This window comes from Luteimonas saliphila, assembly GCF_016774335.1.
Classification (GTDB): Bacteria; Pseudomonadota; Gammaproteobacteria; order Xanthomonadales; family Xanthomonadaceae; genus Luteimonas; species Luteimonas saliphila.
Map to the genome: position 1 here is coordinate 368405 of NZ_JAETWA010000042.1, position 24231 is coordinate 392635.

Below are 24231 nucleotides of genomic sequence, written 5' to 3' on the forward strand. Positions count from 1 at the left end.
CGTGGGCCCGCGCCGCATCGTCTGCCTCACCGAGGAACCCACCGAAGTCCTCTACGCGCTGGGCGAACAGGACCGCATCGTCGGCATCAGCGGCTTCACCGTGCGCCCGCCGCAGGCGCGCAGGGAGAAGCCGAAGGTCAGCGCCTTCACCAGCGCGAAGATCGATGCCATCCTCGCGCTCGAGCCGGACTTCGTGGTCGGCTTCTCCGACATCCAGGCCGACATCGCCGCGGCGCTGGTGCGGCGCGGCGTCGAGGTCTGGATCGCCAACCACCGCAGCGTCCAGGGGATTCTCGACTACGTCCGCCGGCTGGGCGCGCTGGTCGGAGTCGCTGCGCGGGCCGACGCGTATGCGGGCGAGCTGGAGGCGGGACTGGAGCGAATCGCGAAGGGGGCCGCGACCCTGCCGGTGCGGCCCAAGGTCTACTTCGAGGAGTGGGACGAGCCGCTGATCGCCGGCATCGGCTGGGTGGCCGAACTGGTCCGGATCGCCGGCGGCGACGACGTGTTCCCCGACCTGTCGGCCGAGCCGCTGGCGAAGGCGCGCATCCTCGCCAGCGGCGACCCGGTGGTCGAGTGCGCCCCGGACATCATCCTGGCGTCGTGGTGCGGCAAGAAGTTCCGGCCGGGGAAGGTCGCCGCGCGCCCCGGCTGGGACACGATCCCGGCGGTGCGCGATGGCGAACTGCACGAGATCAGGTCGCCGCTGATCCTGCAGCCCGGCCCCGCGGCGTTGACCGATGGCGTGGGCGCGATCGCCGCGATCATCCGCCGCTGGGCGCAAGCACCTCGCGGCTGAAGCGCAGCATCGCGGGCGCGTCGATGCCCTCGCGCCGGACCGTGATCTCGAATGCCAGCGTGTCCGGCGGCGTCACCCGTACCGTGCCCACGTAGTCGACGAAGCCGTCGCTGCGCACTTCGCGCATCGCGATGTCCTGCCAGGCGCCCCGCAGATCGCGCGCGCGGGCGGACACCTGCGCCGGGACCGAGACCTCGTTCCCGGTCGGGCCCTGGCGCACACCGACCAGCAGCAATTGGGCGTCACGGGCGCGATCGACGCCGTAGCGCTCGGAGATGGCGGGGCTCAACGCTGCGGTCGGCGCGAGGCTGGCGTGGATCCGGGTATCGCCGACCTGCAGTTCGGCCGGCTGGCGCGCAGCCTCGGCGTGCGCGGCGAGGTCGGCGCGTGCGGACGGATCGACGCCGCAGGCCGCGAGCGCGGCCAGCGCCAACGGCAGGCCCAGGCGAGCCCCGCGCATCGCCGGCGGCTCAGTCATTGGCGGCGGACAGTTCGCCGCCGCGCCGGGTCGCCGCCCGGATCGCGCGCGCCACCAGCGCGCGGAAGCCGCCAGCCTCGAAGGTCTCGATCGCGGCCTGGGTGGTGCCGTTGGGCGAGGTGACCCGCCGCCGCAGTTCCGACGGCGGCTCGCCGGACTCGGTGAGCATGCGGGCCGCGCCGAGGATGGTCTGCGACGCCAGCGTGCGCGCGGCCGCGGCCGGCAGACCTTCTGCGATCGCCGCCTCCTCCATCGCTTCGGCCAGCAGGAAGACGTAGGCCGGGCCGCTGCCGGACGTGCCGGTCACCGCGTCCATCAGCGCTTCGTCGTCGATCCAGACGGTCGCACCGGCACTGGCGAGCAGGCGTTCGGCACTAGCCCGCCCGCCGGCGTCGACCTGCGCATTGGCGTACAGCCCGGTGACCCCGGCCCCCAGCAGGGCGGGGGTATTGGGCATCGAACGCACGACCGCCGTCGCGCCGCCCAGCCAGCGCTGCAGTTGCATCGAGGTGATGCCGGCGGCGATCGAGATCACCAGGGGGCCGCCTGCCTGCGCGGTACCGGCCAGTCCGGCGCACACCTCGCGCATGACCTGCGGCTTGACCGCGAACACCCAGGTGCCGGCGCCCTCCACCGCCTCGGCGGCGGCGGCGAAGGCGCGTACGCCGAAATCCGCCGCCAGCGCATCGCGCGCCTGTGCGTTGGGATCGGCCACGCGGATCGTGGCGGGGTCGGTACCGGCGGCGACCAGGCCACCGACCAGGCTGCGGGCCATGTTGCCGCCGCCGACGAAGGCGACGGATCCGGAAGCAACGGGGATGGACTTTGCCGAAGGCATGGACCTCGGATCCGGGCGGGAGAGGGTGCCCACCCTACCGCGTCCGCGGCCGCCGCGGCCAACGCAGCCGGGCCGCTCGCCGTCGCGCATCGGGTACTGCGCCGGATCCGAAGCCGATGGCGGGCACGCGTCGGGGGTTCCACCGCCGATCATCGGAGCGAGGGGGCGTGGCGTCGGCAGCCGCCAGCATGGACCGGGCTGCCATCGGGAATTGGCCCGGCCGGGCTGCCGGGTACGTTTCAACTCCTTGCAGGACCTCGTGCAGGACGCGTGCCCGCAACTCCGGATATCCAATTGAAAGGGCTGGAATTGTGATCCGCGTACAGGGCTATACTGCCGGCCGGGGATAGGCTGTCGCCAGCGGTTCGTGGCGCGCGGCCGCATCACGTTACATTGCAGTGCCAGGGGAGCATGCATGGATATCGCCGAACTGTTGGCGTTCTCGGTCAAGAACAAGGCCTCCGACCTCCATCTGTCGGCGGGGTTGCCGCCGATGATCCGGGTCGACGGCGATGTGCGCCGGATCAACATTCCGGCGCTCGAGCACAAGCAGGTGCACGCGCTGGTCTACGACATCATGTCGGACAAGCAGCGTCGTGACTTCGAAGAATTCCTCGAAACCGACTTCTCGTTCGAGATCCCCGGCCTGGCGCGGTTCCGCGTCAACGCGTTCAACCAGAACCGTGGCGCGGGCGCGGTGTTCCGTACCATTCCCTCCGAGGTGCTCAGCCTCGAGGACCTGGGCTGCCCGCCGATCTTCCGCGAACTGATCGAGCAGCCGCAGGGCCTGATCCTGGTGACCGGCCCGACCGGCTCGGGCAAGTCGACCACGCTGGCGGCGATGATCGACCACATCAACAAGAACGAGTACGGGCACATCCTCACCATCGAGGATCCCATCGAGTTCGTGCACAACTCGCAGAAGTGCCTGATCAACCAGCGCGAGGTGCATCGCGACACCCACGGTTTCAGCGAGGCGCTGCGCTCGGCGCTGCGCGAGGATCCGGACATCATCCTGGTCGGCGAACTGCGCGATCTGGAGACGATCCGGCTGGCCCTGACCGCCGCGGAAACCGGACACCTGGTGTTCGGCACCCTGCATACCAGTTCGGCGGCCAAGACCGTGGACCGCATCATCGACGTGTTCCCCGCCGGCGAGAAGCCGATGGTGCGCTCGATGCTGTCGGAGTCCCTGCGCGCGGTGATCTCGCAGGCGCTGCTGAAGAAGGTCGGCGGCGGGCGCACCGCGGCCTGGGAAATCATGGTCGGCATTCCCGCGATCCGCAACCTGATCCGCGAGGACAAGGTCGCGCAGATGTACTCGTCGATCCAGACCGGCCAGCAGCACGGCATGATGACCCTCGACCAGCATCTCCAGGACCTGGTCAAGCGCGGCATGGTCACGCGCCAGCAGGCGAAGGAATACGCGAAGGAGAAGCGGTTGTTCGAGTGAACGGCCGTGATTGGTGATTGGTGATTCGTGATTCGTGATTCATAAAGCCGCGGTTCTGATGAAGTGGAGTGGTGGGTACGGAAAAGGGGCAAGTCGCTTTTTCGAATCACCAATCACCAATCACGAATCACGGCTTCGCAGGAGCCGCAAATGAGCAGCATCGACTTCACCTCGTTCCTCAAGCTGATGGCGCACCAGAAGGCGTCGGACCTGTTCATCACCGCCGGCATGCCGCCGTCGATGAAGGTCCACGGCAAGATCTCGCCGATCACCCAGAATCCGCTGACGCCCCAGCAGTCGCGCGACCTGGTGCTCAACGTGATGTCGCCGCCGCAGCGCGAGGAATTCGAGAAGACCCACGAGTGCAATTTCGCGATCGGCGTCGCCGGGGTCGGCCGCTTCCGCGTCTCGTGCTTCTACCAGCGCAACCAGGTGGGCATGGTGCTGCGCCGGATCGAGACCAAGATCCCGACGGTGGAGGAGCTCAACCTGCCGCCGATCATCAAGACGCTGGCGATGACCAAGCGGGGCATCATCATCTTCGTCGGCGCCACCGGCACCGGCAAGTCGACCTCGCTGGCGGCGATGATCGGCTACCGCAACCAGAACTCCACCGGCCACATCATCACCATCGAGGACCCGATCGAGTTCGTGCACAAGCACGAGGGCTGCATCATCACCCAGCGCGAGGTCGGCATCGACACCGACAGCTGGGACAACGCCCTGAAGAACACCCTGCGCCAGGCGCCGGACGTGATCATGATCGGCGAGGTGCGCACCCGCGAGGGCATGGACCATGCGATCGCCTTCGCCGAGACCGGCCACCTGGTGTTGTGCACCCTGCATGCCAACAACGCCAACCAGGCGATGGACCGGATCATCAACTTCTTCCCCGAGGACCGTCGCGGCCAGCTGCTGATGGACCTTTCGCTCAACCTCAAGGGCGTGGTCGCGCAGCAGCTGATCCCGACACCCGACGGCAAGGGCCGGCGCGTGGCGATGGAGATCCTGCTCGGCACGCCGCTGGTGCAGGACTACATCCGCGACGGCGAGATCCACAAGCTCAAAGAGGTGATGAAGGAATCCACCAATCTGGGCATGAAGACCTTCGACCAGGCCCTGTTCGAGCTGTACCAGGCCGGCGAGATCTCCTACGAGGACGCCCTGCGCTTCGCCGATTCGCAGAACGAGGTCCGGCTCAGGATCAAGCTCGCCCAGGGCGGAGACGCGCGCACCCTGTCGCAGGGGCTGGACGGGGTGGAGATCGCCGAGGCGCGCTAGCATTCCCTCGCGAGGTTCCGGTTCGCCGCGTGTTTGAACGTGCGCCCGGCCTCGCACGGCGGCGATAGCGGGTCGTATCGATGCTGACGATTTCCGTCCAGCCGGCCTTGCCGGGGCGAGCGGGCTTGCATATTCCCTGCGTTTACAATGAATCATGCGCTCCCGCAGCCGGCAGGCGCAGGGTCCGACGGACTGCGTCCTGTCGGCCGGATTGGTGAGCCTCATCAGATCGGAAGAGGTATGGGTCAGAGCGTACAGGAAGCGTGGGTGCGACTTGCCGGCCAGATGCAGGCATGGTCCCGGTGGCGTTCTCATGGCCTGGCGCTGCTGGCGCTGTTTGTCGCCAGCTGCGTCCTCCTGTACGGGCTGTTTTCTGCCGCGTCACGGGATACCGGCATCCGCATGACGATCGTTTCCGCCGAAGCGGGATTCGCGCAATGGTTCTTTGATAGCGGCAATGGCTACTCGGAAGCCGAGTCCGTGAAAGCAACCTATCCTCGCGGGCGATCGGATCTCTGGTTCGCTGTACCACCCGGGACCTACCGCAGCCTCAGGTTCGATCCGTCTGCTGGCGACGGACCCATCACCATCGTAGACCTGACGCTCACCGGCGATATCCCTGGCGCCGGAGGAGTATCGCCAAGCCTCGACTCGCTGGTGGCCAGGAAGAACGTTGCATTGGCATCCCGCACCGCCTCCGGACTGCAGGTGGTCCCGACGAAGGGGACGAACGATGTCCAGCTTGGCCTGAACCCTTCGGTGCCGTTGGAGATGCGTGGACAGGGCGTTTCCACAGCGTCGATCCTCCAGTCCGCCGTCCCGCTCGCCCTGCTGCTTTTCCTCTCGCTGTTCGTGATGCGTCGCTGCGGCGTACGCATGATCGTCGTGTCCGGGCTCGCGGCATCACTCGCCCTTATCGTGACGATGGGCGCCCTGAGCCCGGAAGGCCAGCCGCTGCACCCGGACGAGGGGCTGCACGTGGCGAATTTCCAGTACTACCTGAGCCATGTCTGGCCGCCGGCGGCGCACGATCCCAGGATCGTGCCTGTCCTTCAGTCGTCGGTCTGGGGCATTGCGTACCTCAACTCGTACGACGTTGTCTATTTCATCGCGGGACATCTCATGTCTCCGTTCGAGCAAATGCTTGGTTCTCCGACCGCCGCGGGACGCGCGTTCCAGAATGTGCTTTGGCTGGCGCTGCTGCTCATGGCCGCCTTCCGACGGACGTGGGCTCTTCCGATATCGGCGGTACTGGTCACCCCCCAGGCCTGGTATGTTTTCAGCTACTTCAATGGGGATGCGTTCCCCTTCTTCGTTTCGATGTGTGCGGTGGCGCTCGCCTGCGACCATGGTCGCGGAGTCAATCGGTTCCTGCGCGAAGGACGCATGAACCCGTCGATGGTCGCTTTTTGTCTCTGCATCGGGATGCTGGTGGTGTCCAAGGCCAACTATTACCCAGTGGCCATGACTGCATTCCTCTGGCTCTCGGCCAGCCACTTGCGGTTGCGCTGGGTGGAACTGGTTGCCGTGATCGTGGCCGTTGGTGCGCTTGGCGCCGCGAGTATGCTCGGCGATTGGCCCCTGCCAGGTGCTCCGTTCCTAAGCGATGTCCTGCCGTGGCTTGGCCTGGCGTGCGCGGCCATCGCTGCGGCCAGTTTGTTGTTGCGAAGCAGGAAAGATCCCTCGACGCGGACGACCATCATTCGTTTCATGGTGCTGGCGGTGCTGGCGATCGGATTTGCGGCGCCAAGGATCGTTAACGATCTCTGGATCAATGGTGGACCAGATGCCAAGGCGGCCACCCTCACGCAGATGACCGAGCGTTACGCAGCCGAGAAGTTCAAGCCGTCCGCGATCGACGCGGGCGAGGGACACCCTGGACTCCGGTTCGCTCAGAAGGGGATTTCGTTGCCGGACATGGTGTTCGGCCAACGGCAGTGGCTGAGCACGTCGCTGAAGAGCGCGTTCGGTACCTATGGCAACATGAAGATATGGGCCCCTGAAGCCCTGTATCTGCTGTTTTTGAGCTCCTTGGGCGCCCTGTTGCTAGTCTCATCGTGGGTGATGGTATGGCGCCAGGGGGCGCTAGCCGCGAAACAGGTTGGGATCGTGCTGGGTACGGCTTTCGTTGTCATGCTCAGCGCAGCCTTGTTTAGCTGGCTATACGCATTCCAGGCGCAGGGACGGTACCTGCTTCCGATCGTGCCGATGCTCGGATTTGTGATCGCGATGGGTATGCGGGCCATGCCCGGGGTCATGAAGCCGCTGCTGGTATGGATGCTGGTTTTGTCGGTGCTGTCGTTCGCGTGTATTGGTCTGCCCGGTATCGCAGCTCGTGTGGGCTGAGTGCTCCTAGCCATGGACGTAAGACGTCCGCGACCGTGGGGTCAGTCCGCAACCTGCTCGGATGCGGCGTCCGCGAGACCCTTGTCGCAAGCGGCGAGGACCGTATCGAACTGGGATTCGATTCCCACCCAAAGTGGGAGCCTCACCAGCCGATCGCTGATGCGGTTGGTGACATCAAGGCTGCCGTGTGCCCGTCCGTACTTCATACCTGCGGGTGTGGAGTGCAGCGGGACGTAATGGAAGACCGCGAGCACGCCCGATTCCTTCATTGAGGCAATGAACGCCTGCCGACGCGAAAGCGACGGCAACAAGAGGTAGTAGAGGTGGGCGTTGTGTCCGCAGTGGGTGGGGATGATCGGGCGTCTCACCAGCCCAGAGGCTTCATGTTCGGCCGCCCACTCGTGATAGGCAGTCCAGATGGACAGGCGTCGTCGGGTGAGTTCCTCGATATCCTCGAGCTGCGCAAGGAGGAATGCCGCCGTGAGTTCGCTCGGCAGGTAGGAGGAGCCGACGTCAATCCATGTGTACTTGTCTATCTGTCCCCTGAAAAACCGGCTCCTGTTGGTTCCCTTTTCGCGGATAATCTCGGCGCGGTCCACTAGCCGGGCGTCGTTGATCAGAAGCGCGCCTCCCTCGCCGGAGATCGCGTTCTTCGTTTCGTGGAAACTCAGGCATCCAAGGGTGCCAATCGATCCCAGAGGCTTCCCGCGGTAGCTCGAACGGATTCCCTGCGCCGCGTCCTCGACGACCGCAAGTCCATATTTTCCGGCGACCGCCATGATCGCGTCCATCTCGCAGGCCACCCCCGCGTAATGCACGACGCAGATGGCCTTGGTTCGCGGGGTGATCGCGGCCTCGATCAGGTTCTCGTCGAGGTTGAGGGTATCCTCGCGGATGTCGACGAACACCGGTACGGCACCCCTCAGGACGAAAGCATTGGCTGTCGACACGAATGTGTAAGACGGCATGATCACCTCGTCGCCCTGAGCCAGGTTCAGCAACAGCGCGGCCATTTCGAGCGATGCCGTGCACGAGTGGGTCAATAGCGCCTTGCACGAGCCGATGTCGCGCTCCAGCAGGTGATGGCACTTCCTGGTGAACACGCCGTCCCCGGACAGGTGCATGTTTCTGCAGGCTTCCTCGATGTACGTGAGTTCGCGCCCCGTGGTATAGGGTCGATTGAAAGGAATCATGGCATTTCCTTGATCGCGGCGATCAGTGTCACGTTGCCGAAGGGGAACGACACCCCGCGCGATATCTGGTCTTCGATGCGTAGGATGGCGTAAAGGACGGTGGCGACGACCTTCGGAATCCGGAGTGCGCGCGCATGGTCGAGCTGCGTGCCGCCGTCCCCGCACCCGTGCCGATGAGATGCGTACAGCAGCACGAAAGGCAGGGTCGCGAAGGATGTGCGTCCAGTACCCGGAACCTCGAACGAGCCAGTTTTCGTTCTTCCAGTACGCCAAGGTGGTACCGAGGAACATCGCGCGCGGCCACGTCCCGTGCTCTCCTGAGGGTCATTTGATGTGGGCCCATCGACTACAGCCCGTCCCCTGGCTTCGGAGCCTCTGCCACCTCGAGGAGAACCGGGCATCTTTCCGGGATGTATTCGAGATCATCGAATGTCCCCACGTCTTCTTCGTGTACCGGGATATCCCTTCGCATCCATTTGCCTCAGGCACGCCGGATGCCTCAGCACGCCGGAGCAACCGGCCTCGCAGTGTACTCGGGGCCTCGGCGGCATATCTCGCTGCCGGAGACACGGGCCGCTGGAAGTTGTTGCGCAGGCGCCGAGAGCACGAAGTCGATGCCGCAGCAAACCTTGAGGACGCTCGATGTGGTGGGAGAACAATTTGCGGATCATGCGCAGGATCAGGTTGCTGCGGATGCGGACCGGAAGTTGCCCGCTTCCAGAGATCCGAGCAGTTGGAAGCATTCGGCCAGAATCCCTCGGTAGTGCCATCCAGATCCAGCGCATAGGCATCGAAAACGCCGGTTCTGGTTCGTTGCCGGCCATACGAGTGGAACACTCCTGCCTCTTGACCTCTTGCCTCTTGCGTGAAGCAGTAGGTGGCCTCGCACGCCAGACAAGGCTTCATCCTTGGCTTCCGACGATGATGCCGGTGACGATGAATGCGAGACCGACCAGCTTTGGAGTGGTGACGGGTTCCGCGAAGAACGTGTGGCTGCCCAGGACTACCGCTACAAAGGTGAATGCCGTCATGGGATATGCGTGGCTCAGGGGCAGGCGGGTCAGAGCGACCATCCAAGACACCGATGCCAGTACGGCCGCCACCAATGCGCTGATGACCAGGGGGGAGAGGAAGAGCTGTGCTACGTAAACAAAGCGCCCGTGCGGATCGGTGGGCATGGGAGGCGACGCAAGGATCTGCCACTTGATGGCGAACTGGCCGTAGACCGTCAGCAGTACTGTCAAGCCTACCAGTGCGTAGGAGGCGAGGGGGTTCATTGGCGAATACCCGTGGCATTGACGATCGGAACGAGAATTCTAGCCTGATGACAGCAGGTTGACGATTGTCGAGCCCTTGGGGGCGTGCACCAAGCACGCATCAGCGATCCGGCGTCAGCGCCTCGCGCAGGATCGTCAGGCTCTCGATGGGATGGATGTCGCCGGAGGAGCCAGTTGGCGTGGGGTCGGTGATGGCCAAGTGGTGCTGCACGAATCCGCCCCGTCGCTGCAGCAGGAATGCGCACGAATACCCGCTGCGGATCGCGCCCAATGCGTCGCGGAAATAGTTGTCGCCCACCATGCACACGTCTTCAGGCGGCAATCCAAGCGAGGTTGCTGCCGCGGAGAAAGCCGAAGCAGCCGGCTTTTCGTTCCCGGAGTCTCGCGCATAAACAATCGACGATACGACCTGCAAAGCCGGCGCAGCCTCGATCTTTGCGCGCTGGGTAGCGACCGGGTTGTCCGTGAGTATCGCCAACCTGAAGCCCGCGGCAGCCAGTTCCGAAAGGACGGGCTCGACATCCGGGTAGAGCGGTGTCGGTGCAATGCGAATGCCGCGATAGGCCTCGATTATCGTCATTCGCTGCGCTTCGGTCCATGAAAAGCACGTGGCGAGGCGGTCGATCAGGAGTGCTCGTTCACCCTCGTCGACGAGCTGCAGCGCACGGGTCCTGAACGTATCGGCGGGAACCCAGTCGCGCGCTACTGCCTCGTAGGTTCCGAGTATCTTGGCCGCCATCCACACCTTGTGGTCGACGAGCGTATCGTCCAGGTCGAACACGATGCCTTTCGGGCGTCTGTCGAGGACGGGAATGGCGATTGTCCTGAGGTACCGCACCGTCCGGACCATGGGGGCAGGCGAGGGACGGCTGGGTGCCGGCCTGTCGTCGAGGAAGAACGCGGCTAGATTGATGCCAGAAGACAATCCGTGGACGGCGGATGTGCCAAAGCGCGGATTGACGTCCGAGAGGAATGCTTCCGCCCCGGCTGCTTGGATGAGCTGGATATTGAAGATGCCGCGTCCGTTGGCCGTCGCTATCACGGCCGCGGCCTGCGCCGCGACTCGCGCAAGCGCATCGTCCTTGACCGTTTCCGAGACCACTGCATACCCACCGGACGTTCGAAGACGTTTCCTGAGCACGATGGGGGAGACGTGTCCTGAGGGAGAGATCGCGAAGTCGGCGGAATACTCCTCGAAATCCCTGACCAGCGGGAACCAGACCATGTCCGTGCCTGGTGCGGCGGATTCCTGCTGACGGACCGCCCCTATATCGGTGGCTACGCACGTGCCGGTACCACCCCAGCCGAGGCAGGGCTTCCCGAACAGCGTGGTGGAGAAATCGTGGGAAACGGGGTCGACGGGTTCCTGCGTGGGCAGGTCATGGTCCAACAGGAAACGGGCGGTCGCCCGCTTGTCGAGAAACACCCCTGTGAGCGCGGGCGGCGAGACGGCGACCCGCGAGCCCAGGGCGGCGAGTGAATCGCGCAGTCCTGCGAGCACCGGTAGTTCGCGCGCAGTAGCGGGAAACACTGCATCGATATCGCGTTCGACCACGAGCCGTCGTATCGCCGCCGCGAAATCCGCTGGCTTCGCGAGCGGAGGCACGATGACGTAGTCGGGTGTCAGATAGCGGGTGACATTGTCCGGGTGGATGTCGGCGACGATCGGCCTGACACCCGGGATCGCCTGCAGGGCCTCCAACAACCCGAGTCCCTGGAAGCCTCCGCCACTGACGATTAGGGCGTTCGTCATTTCAACCTTGCTTCGATCAGGATTCCGTTCGAAATGTCCGGTAGCCCGTAGCCGACTTCAATGAGCGCCTGGTCAAGCTCGCTGCCCATGCCAAGAGAATGGATCTGGCTGGTGGTCAACGGCTTGAGCATCAGCCCGTGGCGCGCGGTAACCCGGTAACCGCAATCCTCGACGAGCTTGGTGAACGATTGCGTGTCGAAGTAGCGCTTGTGGCCAAGTTCTCGGTCGGACTGGCTCAACGCATAGATGTCAGGCATCAGCCCCGCTGCCTGACCGAGCAGGCGGTGCAACGAACGTGCGTTTGGAACGGAGACGAACAAGAGACCGTCGGGCGAAAGGAACTTCCGGAATCTCCTGAGTATCAATTCGGGGTCGTCGACGTGTTCGAGCACGAAACCCATTTCGATCAGGTCGAACGTCTGGTCGAACTCGATGTCTTCGAAATAGGCGTTGTGCAGGCGGACGAAATCCGGTGGCGAGGCCTGCGTACGGTATGCCTCGATGATCGCGGGCGAACCTTCGATGACATGATACTCGCGCAGGTCGATGTTCTCGAACAGGGCACGGCTGACGATCTGGCGGCCGATCCCGAGACTCAGCGCCCTGACGTCTCGGCGGCCGGCCATTGCCTCGATCAGTTTCCGCACGTAGGCATCGAGCAGCACCGTCTCGTCCCAGTAATAAGGGAAGGAGTCCTCGTATGCGTTCTTGTACTGGTCAAGGTTCTCTTTCATTTTGGCATTCTTCTCCATGGAAATTCCGGACGATGAAGGCTGGCCGCCCTTGCGTCTGAACGAAAATGCGCGAGATGTACAGGCCGAGAATGCCCATCAATGTAATGATGACGCCGCTGGTCCCGATGACCAGCAGCGACAGCGTGGTGAAGCCAGCCAGGACGGAGGAGGGAAAGAGGATCTTCCGGACCAGGATCGTCAATGCGAAGGCCATCGTGCAGAAGGTCAACGTCAATCCGATCCCGAGGACGAGCTTCAGGGGCACGGTGGAGAACGAAGTAATCGCCTCGACAAGGAGCGAAATCCTTCGTCTGAGCGAGTAAGTGGATGCTCCGTTGCGCCGGGTCTTCTCGACGCTGATGCCGACCTGGTGAAACCCCGTCCAGTACATCATCCCCGCGAGAAAGATGTTGCGATCCCCGAGTCTGAGCAGCGACCTGACGTAGTCGCGCGTCATGAGGCGTTCCGTCAGTACATTCGCCGGGACATGGGTGTCGCTAAGACGGTTGAAGATCTTCCAGAACAGGTCGCCGCCCAGGCGTTCCAGTGGGCCACCCTTCCGTGTCGGCTGGACACCATAGACCACATCTGCTGAAGTCGACATCATCGTTTCGATGAACCGTGGGAGCACGCCTGGCGACACTTCGAGGTCACAGTCGATGATGAATACGAGCTCCCCCCGAGCGTAGCTCAGGCCCGCAAGCGCGGCCTTGTGGTGGCCGAAATTGCGCGAAAGGTCGACGATCCTTATCCGCGGGTCGGTTTCGCGTGCTGACATCAGGTAGGAGAGCGATTCGTCGGGCGATCCGTCGTTGACGAACACGATCTCGTAGTCGTGCACGCCCGCTTGCCGAATCGCCTCGCGCATTTGCGCCAAGAAGTCGGCCAGGAACGGCAACGACCTGTATACCGACGTGACCACGCTTAGGGTGCACGCTCGCGCCCGGTTGCTGGATTCGGCGTGCGAACAATCCGTCATCGGGTGGCTGCGCAGTCTTGGGATGGAAGTTCGTGGGCGGTAGGTCCGTGGCGGATCGCATAGTGCCTGGCGTCCGGGCCCGTCATCAGCAGCAGGTCGACGATCGACACGGAATGGTCGAACTCGCCGTGGAGCTGCGGGTACGTGGGATAGCCGACGTAGTCGAACCATTCAACGGCAATCGATAGCCGCTCGAAAGCCGAAGTGTCCAGGTAGCCGCGCGCAGCCGGGCCGCTGAGGTAGGAGGTCGCACCCAGGCGCTCGCATATCTCGACCAGCCGGCTGGTGGGGTCGAGCCTGTCGTGCTGTTCATCGTCCAAGATCGACTCGACTTCGAGGAAGCGCGCCTTGATCTCCAGAAACTCGCAGACGCCCCGCAGGAAAACCCGGTTGATGGCGGAAAGGCGGGAGAGTTCGCCGGCTTCCGAATACCACTCATGGAGTTGCGGCAACACCTGCGCCGCGTGCGGAGCCCTTGCGTACACCTGGGACAAGCTGCGGTAGTGCTTCTCGTGCCAATCGCTGCGTGCGACCGCCACCTCCCTCACCCGGATTGTCGTGGAGTGTTTGACGGGTATGGTCAACCAGCGCTTACCGGATGGCGTCTTGATCTGGTTGCGGTTCCGCCAGTCGTTCTTGGTCGACTGCACTGCATCGAACAGGACGACGGTATCCGCCTGCGCCAGCATGTCGAAATATCCTTTCCAAGGAATGTAATTGGATTGGATGACAACGACGCGTTGGTTCATCGGACTCTCGCCCGAGAGGGGAGCCGCGCCGGGCCCCCGTGCGGGCAGCGATCAGCGCCTGGCATCACAGCGCCGCTTCCAGCTCCGGCAGCAGCGCGAACAGGTCCCCCACCAGCCCGATGTCCGCCACCTCGAAGATCGGCGCGTCCGCGTCCTTGTTGATCGCGACGATCGTGCCCGCGTCCTTGATGCCGGTCAGGTGCTGGATCGCGCCGGAGATGCCGATCGCCACGTAGAGCTCGGGGGCGATGATCTTGCCGGTCTGGCCGACCTGCAACTCGTTGGGAACGTAGCCCGCGTCGACCGCGGCGCGCGAGGCGCCGACCGCGGCGCCGAGCCTGTCGGCGAACTTGTAGATGATCTCGAAGTTCTCCTTCGAGCCTACGCCGCGGCCGCCGGACACCACGCGGCGGGCCGACTGCAGGTCCGGACGGTCCGACTTGCCCTGGGCCAGTCCGACGAAGCGGGTATGGGCGGGCAGGGCGGCATCGACGCTGGCCGACTCCACCGCCGCGTTGCCCCCCTTGGCCGCTTCCGGCCAGGAAGCGGTGCGCACCGTGGCGACCACCGTGCGGTCGGCCGGTGCCTCGACGGTGACGATGGCATTGCCGGCGTAGATCGGACGTTTGTAGAGGTACGGCCCTTCGACCGCCATCAGGTCGGAAACCTGGGCCACGCCCAGCAGCGCAGCGATGCACGGTGCCAGGTCCTTGCCGAAGGTCGTGCTGGGCAGGAGAACGTGGCTGTAGCCGTCGGCCAGCGACGCCACCTGCGGGGCGAGCACCTGGGCGAGGGGATGGGCGTTGGCGGGGTTGGCCACGGTCACCACCCGGGAAACGCCCGCGAGCTGCGCGGCTTCGGCTGCGACGGCGGCGGGGTCGACGGCAAGCACGACGATGTCGATCGCTTCGGCCGCGAGCGCCTGCGCTGCACTCAGCGTGCGCGCGGTCGAGCCGTTGAGCCTGCCATCCAGATGTTCGGCGACGATGAGAACCTTGGCCATCACAGCAACCCCTTCTGCCTGAGTGCGGCGACCAGCTCGGCCGCGTCCTTGACCATCACCCCCTTGCTGCGCCCGGTGGGCGCCGCGTAGCCGGTGGTCTTGAGGGAATCGCCGGATTCCACCCCGAGTTCGGCGAACTGCAGCGTCTCCATCGGCTTGCTCTTGGCCTTCATGATGTCGGGCAGCTTGATGAAGCGCGGCTCGTTCAGGCGCAGGTCGGTGGTCACGACGGCGGGCAGGTCGACTTCCAGCGTCTCGAGCCCGGCATCGACCTCGCGGACGACTGTGGCCTTGCCGTCCGCGACTTCCAGCTTCGAGGCGAACGTCGCCTGTGGCCGGCCCCAGAGCGTGGCCAGCATCTGGCCGGTCTGGTTGGCGTCGTCGTCGATCGCCTGCTTGCCCAGGATCACCAGGTCCGGTGTTTCCTTCTCCACCAGCTTGAGCAGGGTGCGCGCGGCGGTGAGCGGCTGGATGGCCTGGTCGGTGACCACGTGGATGGCGCGGTTGGCGCCCATCGCCAGGCCGTTGCGCAGGTGCGCGGCGGCATCGGCCGGGGCGATGGTGGCGACCACGACCTCGCTGGCGATGCCCCTGTCGCGCAGGCGCAGGGCCTCTTCCAGCGCGATCTCGTCGAACGGATTGGCGGAGAGCTTGACGCCCTCGGTGACCACGCCGGAACCGTCTGGCTTGACCTGGATACGGACGTTGTAGTCCACCACGCGCTTGTAGGCGACGAGGATCTTCATCTTTTCTGGGGGCTCCCGGGAGTTGGAACTGAACGCCCGTCAGGGACGGAGAACGCGAAGTCTGCGGATTCTACCCGTCCCTCGCGAGGGGGGCGAGGGACGGTCGATTCAGCCATCGCGACGCGCGTAGGGATAGGGGGCATCGCCATCGGCGGGGTCGGGCTCGCCGCAGACCCCGGCCGCGGTCGCGATCCGGAAGCCGCCCGCGAGGGCGGAAAGCCCGAAGAGGCGTTCGACCGCGTGTGCGCAGGTGCCGTCGACCTGACCACGTTCGGATTCGAACAGTTGCGGGTCCAGATGTGCATCGAGCAGGGGACGCAGGGCCGCAAGCCGCACGACGAACATGCTGCCCGCGGCGAACCGGTCGGTGTCCGGATCGATGCCCGCGAGGCCGATCCGGGTGGCCAGGCGGCGCACGTTCGCCTCGTTGCCGCCCCAGAAGTAGCCCAGGGGCTGCACGTGGCCCTCGGGTGCGACCATGCCCAGCAGGGGATCGGCCTCGAAAGCGGAAAGCACGGCGGGAACGCGGTCGGGGGACAGGAGCTTGTCCAGCAGGTCCGCCCGCCATCGATCGCCGTCCCATCGATGGTCCGACTGCTTGGTGTGCAGTTTCAGCACCACGTCGACGCCCTCGTCGAGCAGGCGATTGGCCACATGCAGGAAGGGCAGAACATCGCGACCCCGGTTTTCGAATACGAACAGCTCGGCGTCGGTGGCGGCGCGGGCGAGTGCGGCCCGGACCGCGTCGGCACGTTCGGGCGCCGTCGTCACAACCAGGCGCCAGTCGACGCCGCAAATGCGCAGGCGCTCCAGCAACTCGTCGAGCACGTCCACATACCACGCGTGCACCACCGCGCAGGGACGCTGCGGTACGGGCGCGGGGGCAGCCGCCTGCCAGAGCGCCTGCCGGGTCGCCTCCAGCCATGCGTAGCCCAGTCGCGCATCCGGTTCGAGAACGGCGCCTTCCGCCCACTCGTTCCAGGCGTTGATGAAGACGAACCGCTGCGAGGCGGGCACGTCCGCCAGCCGGTCGCGGATCGTGTCGCGAAGCCAGTCGCCGTAGCGGCGCGGCGAAGCGTGCAGATAGACGTGTCCGCGGCCCGGCCGACGCGGTTCGTTGTCCCACCCGGGATTCACGCCGGGGAACAGGCGGTAATCCGGCATCGCGCGCCGCCGCGCGTCGTCGGCGAGGTAGCGCCAGTCGAGCACGTCGCCGCGATGGTCCGGGTTCAGCAGAAGCTGCCGCTCGCAGATCGAGCTCGGCGGTGACATGTTCGGCGGGAACTCCACGGCCGAGTCGAAGCCGATCTCACCCGGATCCGGCCGCTCGAACGATTGCACGTAGGCCAGATGGATCTCGCCCAAGCCGTTGTCCCGACACCATGTCCGCCAACGCGCGGTGGTGGCCAGCGGTTCCGGGAGCAGGCCGGGGCGGTAAACGAGCAACATCGGCTTTCCATCGACCCGCAACGCACGCTCGTCTCGAAGGTAGCCGGAGACGTACTCGATGAAGGCCAGATCATCGGCGGGACTGTGGGTCTGAGCGATGAGCACATCCTTCTCGCGCCCGTCCCAACGCCGCGACCAGCTTTCGTTTGCCCAGCACAAGCAGAACGGCAGCTCGATCGTGGTGTCCTGCAACCATTGCCGCAGAGGCGTTTCGAGCAGGGTGCGGCCACCGAACCAGTAGAAGTAGAAGCAGAACGCGCCGACCCCGTACTCGCGTGCGAGGCGAACCTGTTCGCGCATGACGGCCGGACTACGCAGATCATAGAAGCCCAGGTCTGCGGGCAGGCGCGGCTGGTGGTGACCGTCGAACTGGGGCAGGGAACGGGTGACGTTGCGCCATTCGGTGAAACCTGCTCCCCACCACGCATCGTTCTCCGGGATCGGGTGGAACTGCGGAAGGTAGAACGCGACGAGCGTGGCGGGCAGCGGCGAGGGGAGCGGGCCTTCGCGCCGCGGGACGTGTCCGATCGCCGGGTGGTCGGCACGCAACGCGCTCCCCAGCCCCAGCGCATCGTCAACCAGCGCGCCCCGCCGCTTGTAGGGCACGAGATGCGGCAGCTTGTCGACGAACCAGTTGCGCCAGCGGTCGCGCATCGCCGTCGAAAGCGGCAATAGTCGAAACACCGCGCGCAGCGCATGGAACAGGCCTGCGCGCAGGCGGTCGCGGATCGATCGGCTCATGCGCCTATGATCCCAGAAACCGGCGGTGACGAAGCAGTGCCCGTCGGTTGGCGACAGTCGATTGCCCGAAAGTACGTGGCGCCGCCTTCCCTGCTGGGTAGAATTGGCAGTATCAGCGGAGAACGGACCCCATGGCGACATCCAAACGATTCCACGATGCCGGCGCCGCGCTCGCCGACCTCGTCGCCGATGGCCAGACGCTGGCGGTCGGCGGCTTCGGTCTCTGCGGCATCCCCGAGGCCCTGATCGCCGCACTGCGTGACGCCGGGGTCAAGGATCTGACGGTCATCTCCAACAATGCCGGCGTCGACGGCTTCGGACTTGGTCAACTGCTGGAGACGCGGCAGATCCGCAAGATGATTTCCTCCTACGTGGGCGAGAACAAGGAGTTCGAACGCCAGTACCTCGGCGGCGAACTGGAGCTCGAGTTCAACCCGCAGGGCACCCTGGCCGAGCGCCTGCGCGCCGGCGGGGCGGGGATTCCGGCGTTCTTCACCCGCACCGGGTACGGTACCGTGGTCGCCGAGGGCAAGGAGACCCGCCAGTTCGACGACGGTCACTGGTACGTGCTGGAAACCGCGCTGAAGGCCGATGTCGCGCTGATCAAGGCCTGGCGCGCCGACGAAGCGGGCAACCTGGTGTTCCGCAAGACCGCGCGCAACTTCAACCCAGCCTGCGCCATGGCCGGACGTGTCTGCGTGGCGGAGGTCGAGGAGCTGGTCCCGACCGGGACGATCGATCCGGACCACGTGCACCTGCCGGGCATCTACGTCGACCGGATCGTGCTCAATCCGAACCCAGAAAAGCGCATCGAGCAGCGCACCGTGCGCCAGGAGAACAAGTGATGGCCTGGACCCGCGACGAAATGGCGCAGCGCGCCGCGCAGGAGCTCAGCGACGGCGCCTACGTGAACCTCGGCATCGGCCTGCCGACGCTGGTGGCCAACTTCATCCCCGAGGGTGTCGACGTCTGGCTGCAGTCGGAGAACGGCCTGCTCGGCATCGGGCCGTTCCCGACCGAGGACGAGGTCGATGCCGACCTGATCAACGCCGGCAAGCAGACGGTCACCGCCCGCCGGGGCGCCAGCTATTTCGGCAGCCACGACTCTTTCGCCATGATCCGCGGCGGCCACATCGACCTGGCGATCCTCGGGGCCATGCAGGTCACCGACAGCGGCGACCTGGCCAACTGGATGGTGCCGGGCAAGATGGTCAAGGGGATGGGGGGGGCGATGGACCTGGTGGCCGGGGTCAAGCGCGTGGTCGTGCTGATGGAACATACGGCGAAGAACGGCGAGCACAAGATCCTGCCTGAATGCGCGCTTCCGCTGACCGGCGTCGGCGTGGTCGACCGAATCGTCACCGACCTGGCGGTGTTCGACGTCACCGGGGAGGGGCTGGTCCTGCTGGAGCTGGCCCCGGGCGTGAACGAGGACGAGGTCCGGGCCAAAACCGGGGTGCCGTTCACGCGCGCACCGTGATTTCCGGCCTTTAGACGCCGTTTAGCTACCGGCCAGTCAACGGCAGGCGTATGCTGCGACACTCTCCGCCACAGGGCGGACTCTCCTCATATCCGGGATCGCGACATGCGCAAACATCTGTTGGGACTGGTGCTGATCGCAGCATTGGCTGGCTGCACTTCGGAATCCGATTCCGGCCGTGACACTGCCCTCGGGGCCGTCGCACCGCGCGAGCCCGTGACTGACGTGCCGACCGCACCGTCCCTCGCCGCGCTCCGTGGTTCGTCGGCGAGCTTCGCGTCGCTCCCCGACCGCGGTGAACTGCTGTCCTACGGCGGTGCCCGCAAGAGCCGGCAGTCGGGTGCGTATACCTATCATCCCGTCGCGATCAGCGAGGCGCATGCGCTGAACGCGATCGGCAGCGGCGAAATGGTCGTGAACACGCCCGATGGCGAGGCGCTGCGACTGAAGTACGAACGGCACGAAGAGCAGCCGGATGGGAACTGGACCTGGATCGGCCGCAACCACGATGGCAGCAGCGCCGTGCTCACCTTCGGCGGGAAGGCCGTGTTCGGCATGATTTCGAGGGGCGACGACTATTACCGAGTGCGGACCGACAGGACCGGCGCGTGGGTGGTCGAGACCGATCGCAGCCTGGTCGCCTCCGGCGGCGGACGGCGCGAGAAGGGGCCGGACTTCCTGGTGCCGCCGGAGAGCGGCGCACTCACGGCCGCCGCATCCCGGCGGCTGGCAAAGGCCGCGCCGAGTGCCGATGTGCCGGAGAAGGCTGCGGCCGTGGTCGACGTGCTGATCGGTTATTCGAACGGTCTGGCCAGCGTGTACGGGAGCCAGTCAGCTGCGGCCACGTTCGTGACCAGCCTGGCTGCAATCACCAATGCGGCCTATGCGAACAGCGGCGTCAGCATGCGCCTGCGAGTCGTGCACACGCTCCAGGTCAATTACGCCGACAATTCGGACAACCAGGACGCGCTGCAGCAGTTGACCGGCTACAACGCCAATACGCAGCAGCCGATCACGCCGAATGCCGCATTCAACGCGCTACGCGCGGCACGCAATGAGTATGGTGCCGACCTGGTCGCCTTCGTGCGGCAGTATCGCGAGCCTGAACAGGACGGGTGCGGCATCGCATGGCTGCTTGGCATGAACCAGTCCGGGATCTCCGCCGCAAACGATGCAGAGTTCGGCTATGCGGTCGTCAGCGATGGCGAGGATCGCGACGAGGGCGATGGCAACACCTACTTCTGTAGCGACTACTCGCTTGCGCATGAGCTCGGTCACCTGATGGGACAGGCCCACAACACCCAGGACGCGCAGGGCCGGGCGGGCGCGCATACCTACTCGTACGGCTACCGCGAATCCTCCGCGAGCGGCTTCTTTACCATCATGGCGTACCCGTCCGGGGACGCCCAGTTGGAGATCCCGCATTTCGGCAATCCCTCGGTCCTCTACCAGAGCCGTCCGACAGGTTCGGCGACTGCGGACAACGTCCGCAGCATGAACATCACCATGCCGATCATCTCTGGTTTCCGCCAGACGGTGGTGCCGGTGGGATACACACGCAACGATGTCGACGCCAATGGATTCTCGGACATCCTTTGGTTCAACCAAGGGGCACGTTACTTCGCCTACTGGAGGATGTCGGGAGCGACGCAGTTGGGCTCGGCCTCATTCGGGAACATCACGGCCGGCTACACTGTCCCCGGAACGGGCGACTTCAATGGCGACGGCAGGGCCGACGTATTGTGGATCAACACGACCCAGCGCAAGCTCTATGTGTGGTTGGCGAATACGGCAGGTGCGTTCGGGTCGCGCCACGTCGCGGACTATCCGGCCGGCTGGGCGCTCGTCGGAACCGGGGACGTGAATGCCGACGGCAAGACCGATTTGTTCTGGTTCAATGCGACGACACGCCAGATGGCGTACTGGCTGATGGACGGCACGAGGATTGTCGGTAGTCGGACGTTCGGCAACGTATCCACCGGTTTCACTGTGGCAGGTATCGGTGATTTCAATGGCGATGGACGTGCGGACGTTCTCTGGACACACCCGACCCAGCGTTCCCTCTACCTGTGGCAGGGCACTGTCGCCGGTGCATACACATCCACCGCCCTCCCGAGCTACCCGGCAGGGTGGCAGGTGGCGGGCGTGGGTGATGTCACAGCCGATGGCCGCGCCGACATCGTCTGGATGAATCCCACAAGTCGCCAGTTCGGGTACTGGCAGATGACGGGTGCGAGCGTGACCAGGAGCACGACATTCAACAACATAGCTGCAGGTTATTCGGTGGCTTCGGTTGCCGATTTCAACGGCGATGGTCGCGATGACATCCTCTGGAGCAATCCGAGCCTGCGCGAATTGTATGTGTGGTACATCACGCCCAGCCATAGCTTCCAGTCCTTCCGTGTGGGGACGTATCCTGCAGGATGGGCGATCATTCCTTGATGGGGAGCGGTGCGTGCGCGGACCCGGCGGAAACGCCGGGTTTGCGTTCTTCAGGCCGGCGGGGTCGCCGTGGCGCCTGATCCCGACGCGGCCGCTGGCTTGCTCCGCCGCTACGCTTGGGAAATGCCTGCCAAGGGTCCCGTCAGCGTGGGCCTGGAAGGCGCCGCGATGGACTACGTTCCGGAATGGCTATCGCAGGAAGTGTGTGAGGCCCTTCAGGGGGGGCGCTTCTCGCGAAGCTTGCCTGGCAAATCCCTCGCGTACGCTTGTTCGGCCGTGAGATCGACTCGCCCCGGCTGAGCTGCTGGATCGGTGATCCTGGCGCGGTGTACCGCTATTCGGTTTTTCAGCATGATCCCCCGTCTTGGCCGGAGCCGTTGCTTCCGGTCCGCGTCCGACTGGTCCGCGAGACCGGCGTGCCGTTCAACAGCGTGCTCGCCAACCTGTACCGCGACGGCAGCGACTGCATGGGCTGGCACAGCGACGACGAGCCCGAGTTGGGCGCGCAGCCGGTGATCGCCTCGCTGAGCCTGGGGGCGACGCGGCGCTTCGTGTTCCGGCATCGTCGCGATCCGTCGCGAAAGGTGGCGCTGGAGCTGCCGCATGGCAGCCTGCTGGTGATGCGTGGCGACACGCAGAAGGACTACCGCCATGCGCTGCCGCGTACCGCGAAGCATGTCGGACCTCGGATCAACCTGACCTTCCGGCGAATTCTGCCGACCCCCTCGAGCAGCGATTCGGGCGCCTTCGGTTGTCGCATGTTTCACGACACGCCGCCGTGCACGCCGCCGCCGGCAAGGCGTTGAAAGGAAATCTATCCGCCCGGCGCGGATCGGTGAACGCGTGCCTGCGACCAGTCTCAGCGACGCGCTTGCGGGTGTGCCTCCCGCTCGTGGGCGTCGCCGGTCGCCAGGATCCAGTGCGCGAGTTCGCCGGTGACGTCCTCGAGGCTGCGCGAGAACGCGTCGACCACCAGGCCGATGTCGGTCCCGGCCGCCGGCTGCGCGGCGTGGAAGGTCCGCGAGTCGACGATGCCCTGGTCGATGGCGTGGATCAACTTCGCGTTGAACTCGATGGTGGCCGCCGGCACCGCGTTGCCGGCATAGTCGGCCTCGAAGCGGCGCAGGTCGACGACCAGCTTGTAGTCGGCGGCGATGCCCGCACCCTGGCGCGCGACCGAGGGCAGTTTGCCCGAGTCCTCGAGGGCGCGCAGCAGCGCGTCCTGCAGCATGTCGGTCGGTGTCTTGGCCCAGCTTGCGCCTCGATAGACCTGCAGCTCGCCCGGCGTCGGCCGCACCGCGATACGGAAGCTGTCGATCGAGCGCGCGCCCGAAGGCGGGCTGAGCGAGAGCTGCCAGCTCGCCGCCGGTGCGGATGGGTCGATGCCGACGCGTGGGTCGGGCGCATAGATCGTCGAGCGTTCGCGTTCGCTGCCGCCGCCCAGGAGCGAGCAGCCCGCCAGCGATACGCAGAGCACGGCCGCCACGGCGCCGCGCGCCAGGGTGCCTGCACGAGGAGGTCGCCCGGTTGCGGCGATTGCCGGCTTGCGATTCACCACTGCCGTTCTCACGGTTCGAACTCCTTCGTTGCGTCTCGTCCCAGCAGATAGCGCGAGGGATTTGCATCGAGCCGGTCGCTGATCCGGCGCAGGTCGCGGATCAGGCCGCGCAGTTCGCCCAGCGTGGGGCCGAGCTGCGACAGCCCGTCGTTGGCGAAGCTGTTGATGGCGGAGCGGTTCTCGTTGAGGATGGTGTCGGCGCCGTGTGCGGCCGAGTCGAGCTTGCCGAGGGTGCCGTCGATCTTGTCCATCAGCTGCGGCAACTGCTGCACCAGTTCCCGGTCGACGGTGTCGAGGGCGCGGTTGGCCGAGCTCATCGTCACCGTCAGCTGCTCGCTCGCGGCGCGCGCGTTGATCAGGATCTCGCGCATGTCCTCGCGCTGGTCGGAGATCGCGCCGGTCATGGTTTCGATGTTCTCGAGCGTGGCGGCGATGCGCGCCACGTTCTCTTCGCTGAGCACCTGGTCGAGGCGTTCGACCAGGCGGTTGGCGGTGTCGGCGATGTTCTGCAGCGCCGATGCCGCGGTCTCGATCCTGGGCGGCCTGCCGTCGGGACCCGGCACCAGGGCCGGAGCGCCGGGGCTGCCGCCGGTGAGCTGGATGATCGGCGGTCCGGTGAGACTGGTCATCGACAGCCGGGCGCGGGTATCGACCTTGACCGGCGCGTTCGCCTGCAGCTTGAGCCGCGCGATCACCTGACGCGGGTCGTCGGGCGCCAGCATCAGGTCGTCGACGGTGCCCACCGCGATGCCGTTGTACTGCACGCTGCTTCCCTCGGAGAGCCCGGTGACCGGTTCGCTGAACACCACCAGGTATTCGTTCCAGCTGCGTTCGGAGGAGTACTTGGCGGCCCACAGCGCGAACAGCAGCAGGAACACGGTCACGGCGATGGTGAACGCGCCGATCAGGACGTAGTTGGCCTTGGTTTCCAT

General features: G+C 65.4%; 21 protein-coding genes and 1 pseudogene. 8 read left to right on the forward strand and 14 right to left on the reverse strand.

The window, feature by feature from the left end:
- The first annotated feature begins 1 nt into the window (after position 1).
- Positions 2 to 799, forward strand: coding sequence for an ABC transporter substrate-binding protein (locus tag JMO03_RS14200; RefSeq protein WP_202844347.1), 798 nt, complete (start codon positions 2 to 4; stop codon positions 797 to 799).
- Here JMO03_RS14200 and JMO03_RS14205 read toward each other — a convergent pair.
- Together JMO03_RS14205 and proC are read right to left on the reverse strand one after the other, a co-directional pair.
- Positions 765 to 1259: a DUF4426 domain-containing protein gene (locus JMO03_RS14205; RefSeq protein WP_202844349.1), complete on the reverse strand. Its 495-nt coding sequence runs from the start codon at positions 1257 to 1259 to the stop codon at positions 765 to 767. The two genes, JMO03_RS14200 and JMO03_RS14205, sit on opposite strands and share 35 nt — an antisense overlap.
- Before the next feature lie 10 nt (positions 1260 to 1269).
- On the reverse strand, positions 1270 to 2115 hold the full coding sequence (proC, locus tag JMO03_RS14210; RefSeq protein ID WP_202844352.1) for a pyrroline-5-carboxylate reductase: 846 nt from the start codon (positions 2113 to 2115) through the stop codon (positions 1270 to 1272).
- A 415-nt stretch (positions 2116 to 2530) separates the two neighbouring features.
- Between proC and JMO03_RS14215 the strand changes: the two genes are divergently transcribed.
- The 3 genes from JMO03_RS14215 to JMO03_RS14225 all read left to right on the forward strand — a co-directional run bounded on the left by JMO03_RS14215 (position 2531) and on the right by JMO03_RS14225 (position 7195).
- Positions 2531 to 3568 (forward strand): type IV pilus twitching motility protein PilT, encoded by a 1038-nt coding sequence (locus JMO03_RS14215; protein WP_202844353.1) that lies wholly within the window; start codon positions 2531 to 2533, stop codon positions 3566 to 3568.
- Positions 3569 to 3718: 150 nt separating this feature from the next.
- Positions 3719 to 4849: a PilT/PilU family type 4a pilus ATPase gene (locus JMO03_RS14220; protein ID WP_202844355.1), complete on the forward strand. Its 1131-nt coding sequence runs from the start codon at positions 3719 to 3721 to the stop codon at positions 4847 to 4849.
- 267 nt (positions 4850 to 5116) lie between these two features.
- Positions 5117 to 7195 (forward strand): hypothetical protein, encoded by a 2079-nt coding sequence (locus JMO03_RS14225; RefSeq protein WP_202844357.1) that lies wholly within the window; start codon positions 5117 to 5119, stop codon positions 7193 to 7195.
- A gap of 41 nt (positions 7196 to 7236) precedes the next feature.
- On the opposite strand, the gene rffA is transcribed toward JMO03_RS14225, so the two are convergent.
- The 10 genes from rffA to JMO03_RS14275 all read right to left on the reverse strand — a co-directional run bounded on the left by rffA (position 7237) and on the right by JMO03_RS14275 (position 17819).
- Entirely contained in the window at positions 7237 to 8388 is a 1152-nt protein-coding gene (gene rffA / locus JMO03_RS14230; protein ID WP_202844359.1) for a dTDP-4-amino-4,6-dideoxygalactose transaminase, read from the reverse strand.
- Positions 8385 to 8582, reverse strand: coding sequence for a hypothetical protein (locus tag JMO03_RS14235; protein ID WP_202844361.1), 198 nt, complete (start codon positions 8580 to 8582; stop codon positions 8385 to 8387). The genes rffA and JMO03_RS14235 overlap by 4 nt, the downstream gene beginning before the upstream one ends.
- A 708-nt stretch (positions 8583 to 9290) precedes the next feature.
- Entirely contained in the window at positions 9291 to 9632 is a 342-nt protein-coding gene (locus tag JMO03_RS14240; RefSeq protein WP_202844363.1) for an EamA family transporter, read from the reverse strand.
- A 133-nt stretch (positions 9633 to 9765) separates the two neighbouring features.
- The gene (locus JMO03_RS14245; RefSeq protein WP_202844365.1) at positions 9766 to 11418 is read right to left on the reverse strand and encodes an HAD-IA family hydrolase; all 1653 of its coding nucleotides are present in this window, start codon (positions 11416 to 11418) and stop codon (positions 9766 to 9768) included.
- On the reverse strand, positions 11415 to 12152 hold the full coding sequence (locus JMO03_RS14250) for a class I SAM-dependent methyltransferase (protein ID WP_202844367.1): 738 nt from the start codon (positions 12150 to 12152) through the stop codon (positions 11415 to 11417). The genes JMO03_RS14245 and JMO03_RS14250 overlap by 4 nt, the downstream gene beginning before the upstream one ends.
- Positions 12136 to 13131, reverse strand: a complete 996-nt coding sequence (locus JMO03_RS14255) for a glycosyltransferase family 2 protein (RefSeq protein WP_273544264.1) — start codon at positions 13129 to 13131, stop codon at positions 12136 to 12138. The genes JMO03_RS14250 and JMO03_RS14255 overlap by 17 nt, the downstream gene beginning before the upstream one ends.
- Positions 13128 to 13880: a WbqC family protein gene (locus JMO03_RS14260; RefSeq protein WP_202844371.1), complete on the reverse strand. Its 753-nt coding sequence runs from the start codon at positions 13878 to 13880 to the stop codon at positions 13128 to 13130. The genes JMO03_RS14255 and JMO03_RS14260 overlap by 4 nt, the downstream gene beginning before the upstream one ends.
- A gap of 64 nt (positions 13881 to 13944) precedes the next feature.
- A complete protein-coding gene (locus JMO03_RS14265; RefSeq protein WP_202844373.1) occupies positions 13945 to 14883 on the reverse strand; it encodes an electron transfer flavoprotein subunit alpha/FixB family protein in 939 nt (312 codons plus the stop codon).
- Positions 14883 to 15629: an electron transfer flavoprotein subunit beta/FixA family protein gene (locus JMO03_RS14270; RefSeq protein WP_202844374.1), complete on the reverse strand. Its 747-nt coding sequence runs from the start codon at positions 15627 to 15629 to the stop codon at positions 14883 to 14885. Before JMO03_RS14270 ends, JMO03_RS14265 begins: the two co-directional genes overlap by 1 nt.
- 108 nt (positions 15630 to 15737) lie before the next feature.
- On the reverse strand, positions 15738 to 17819 hold the full coding sequence (locus JMO03_RS14275; RefSeq protein ID WP_202844377.1) for a glycoside hydrolase family 99-like domain-containing protein: 2082 nt from the start codon (positions 17817 to 17819) through the stop codon (positions 15738 to 15740).
- A 131-nt stretch (positions 17820 to 17950) separates the two neighbouring features.
- On the opposite strand from JMO03_RS14275, the gene JMO03_RS14280 reads away from it, so the two are divergent.
- The 4 genes and pseudogenes from JMO03_RS14280 to JMO03_RS14295 all read left to right on the forward strand — a co-directional run bounded on the left by JMO03_RS14280 (position 17951) and on the right by JMO03_RS14295 (position 22547).
- Positions 17951 to 18664 (forward strand): CoA transferase subunit A, encoded by a 714-nt coding sequence (locus JMO03_RS14280; RefSeq protein WP_202844378.1) that lies wholly within the window; start codon positions 17951 to 17953, stop codon positions 18662 to 18664.
- The gene (locus tag JMO03_RS14285) at positions 18664 to 19299 is read left to right on the forward strand and encodes a CoA transferase subunit B (RefSeq protein WP_202844380.1); all 636 of its coding nucleotides are present in this window, start codon (positions 18664 to 18666) and stop codon (positions 19297 to 19299) included. Before JMO03_RS14280 ends, JMO03_RS14285 begins: the two co-directional genes overlap by 1 nt.
- Before the next feature lie 105 nt (positions 19300 to 19404).
- A complete protein-coding gene (locus JMO03_RS14290; protein ID WP_202844382.1) occupies positions 19405 to 21741 on the forward strand; it encodes an FG-GAP-like repeat-containing protein in 2337 nt (778 codons plus the stop codon).
- Positions 21742 to 21909: 168 nt separating this feature from the next.
- Positions 21910 to 22547 (forward strand): annotated as a pseudogene (locus tag JMO03_RS14295) (alpha-ketoglutarate-dependent dioxygenase AlkB family protein).
- A gap of 53 nt (positions 22548 to 22600) precedes the next feature.
- Here the strand turns inward: JMO03_RS14295 and JMO03_RS14300 are convergent.
- On the reverse strand, positions 22601 to 23242 hold the full coding sequence (locus JMO03_RS14300; RefSeq protein WP_202844533.1) for an ABC-type transport auxiliary lipoprotein family protein: 642 nt from the start codon (positions 23240 to 23242) through the stop codon (positions 22601 to 22603).
- Between the two features lie 65 nt (positions 23243 to 23307).
- A complete protein-coding gene (locus JMO03_RS14305; protein WP_202844384.1) occupies positions 23308 to 24231 on the reverse strand; it encodes an MlaD family protein in 924 nt (307 codons plus the stop codon).

Bases quoted from the DNA above. Each gene is read 5' to 3' on its own strand.
- JMO03_RS14260 (WP_202844371.1), bottom strand. From the start codon at position 13,880: ATGAACCAACGCGTCGTTGTCATCCAATCCAATTACATTCCTTGGAAA.
- JMO03_RS14205 (WP_202844349.1), bottom strand. From the start codon at position 1,259: ATGCGCGGGGCTCGCCTGGGCCTGCCGTTGGCGCTGGCCGCGCTCGCG.
- JMO03_RS14275 (WP_202844377.1), bottom strand. From the start codon at position 17,819: ATGAGCCGATCGATCCGCGACCGCCTGCGCGCAGGCCTGTTCCATGCG.
- JMO03_RS14250 (WP_202844367.1), bottom strand. From the start codon at position 12,152: ATGAAAGAGAACCTTGACCAGTACAAGAACGCATACGAGGACTCCTTC.
- JMO03_RS14305 (WP_202844384.1), bottom strand. From the start codon at position 24,231: ATGGAAACCAAGGCCAACTACGTCCTGATCGGCGCGTTCACCATCGCC.
- JMO03_RS14255 (WP_273544264.1), bottom strand. From the start codon at position 13,131: ATGACGGATTGTTCGCACGCCGAATCCAGCAACCGGGCGCGAGCGTGC.
- proC (WP_202844352.1), bottom strand. From the start codon at position 2,115: ATGCCTTCGGCAAAGTCCATCCCCGTTGCTTCCGGATCCGTCGCCTTC.
- JMO03_RS14215 (WP_202844353.1), top strand. From the start codon at position 2,531: ATGGATATCGCCGAACTGTTGGCGTTCTCGGTCAAGAACAAGGCCTCC.
- JMO03_RS14280 (WP_202844378.1), top strand. From the start codon at position 17,951: ATGGCGACATCCAAACGATTCCACGATGCCGGCGCCGCGCTCGCCGAC.
- JMO03_RS14270 (WP_202844374.1), bottom strand. From the start codon at position 15,629: ATGAAGATCCTCGTCGCCTACAAGCGCGTGGTGGACTACAACGTCCGT.
- JMO03_RS14220 (WP_202844355.1), top strand. From the start codon at position 3,719: ATGAGCAGCATCGACTTCACCTCGTTCCTCAAGCTGATGGCGCACCAG.
- rffA (WP_202844359.1), bottom strand. From the start codon at position 8,388: ATGATTCCTTTCAATCGACCCTATACCACGGGGCGCGAACTCACGTAC.
- JMO03_RS14290 (WP_202844382.1), top strand. From the start codon at position 19,405: ATGCGCAAACATCTGTTGGGACTGGTGCTGATCGCAGCATTGGCTGGC.
- JMO03_RS14245 (WP_202844365.1), bottom strand. From the start codon at position 11,418: ATGACGAACGCCCTAATCGTCAGTGGCGGAGGCTTCCAGGGACTCGGG.
- JMO03_RS14265 (WP_202844373.1), bottom strand. From the start codon at position 14,883: ATGGCCAAGGTTCTCATCGTCGCCGAACATCTGGATGGCAGGCTCAAC.
- JMO03_RS14285 (WP_202844380.1), top strand. From the start codon at position 18,664: ATGGCCTGGACCCGCGACGAAATGGCGCAGCGCGCCGCGCAGGAGCTC.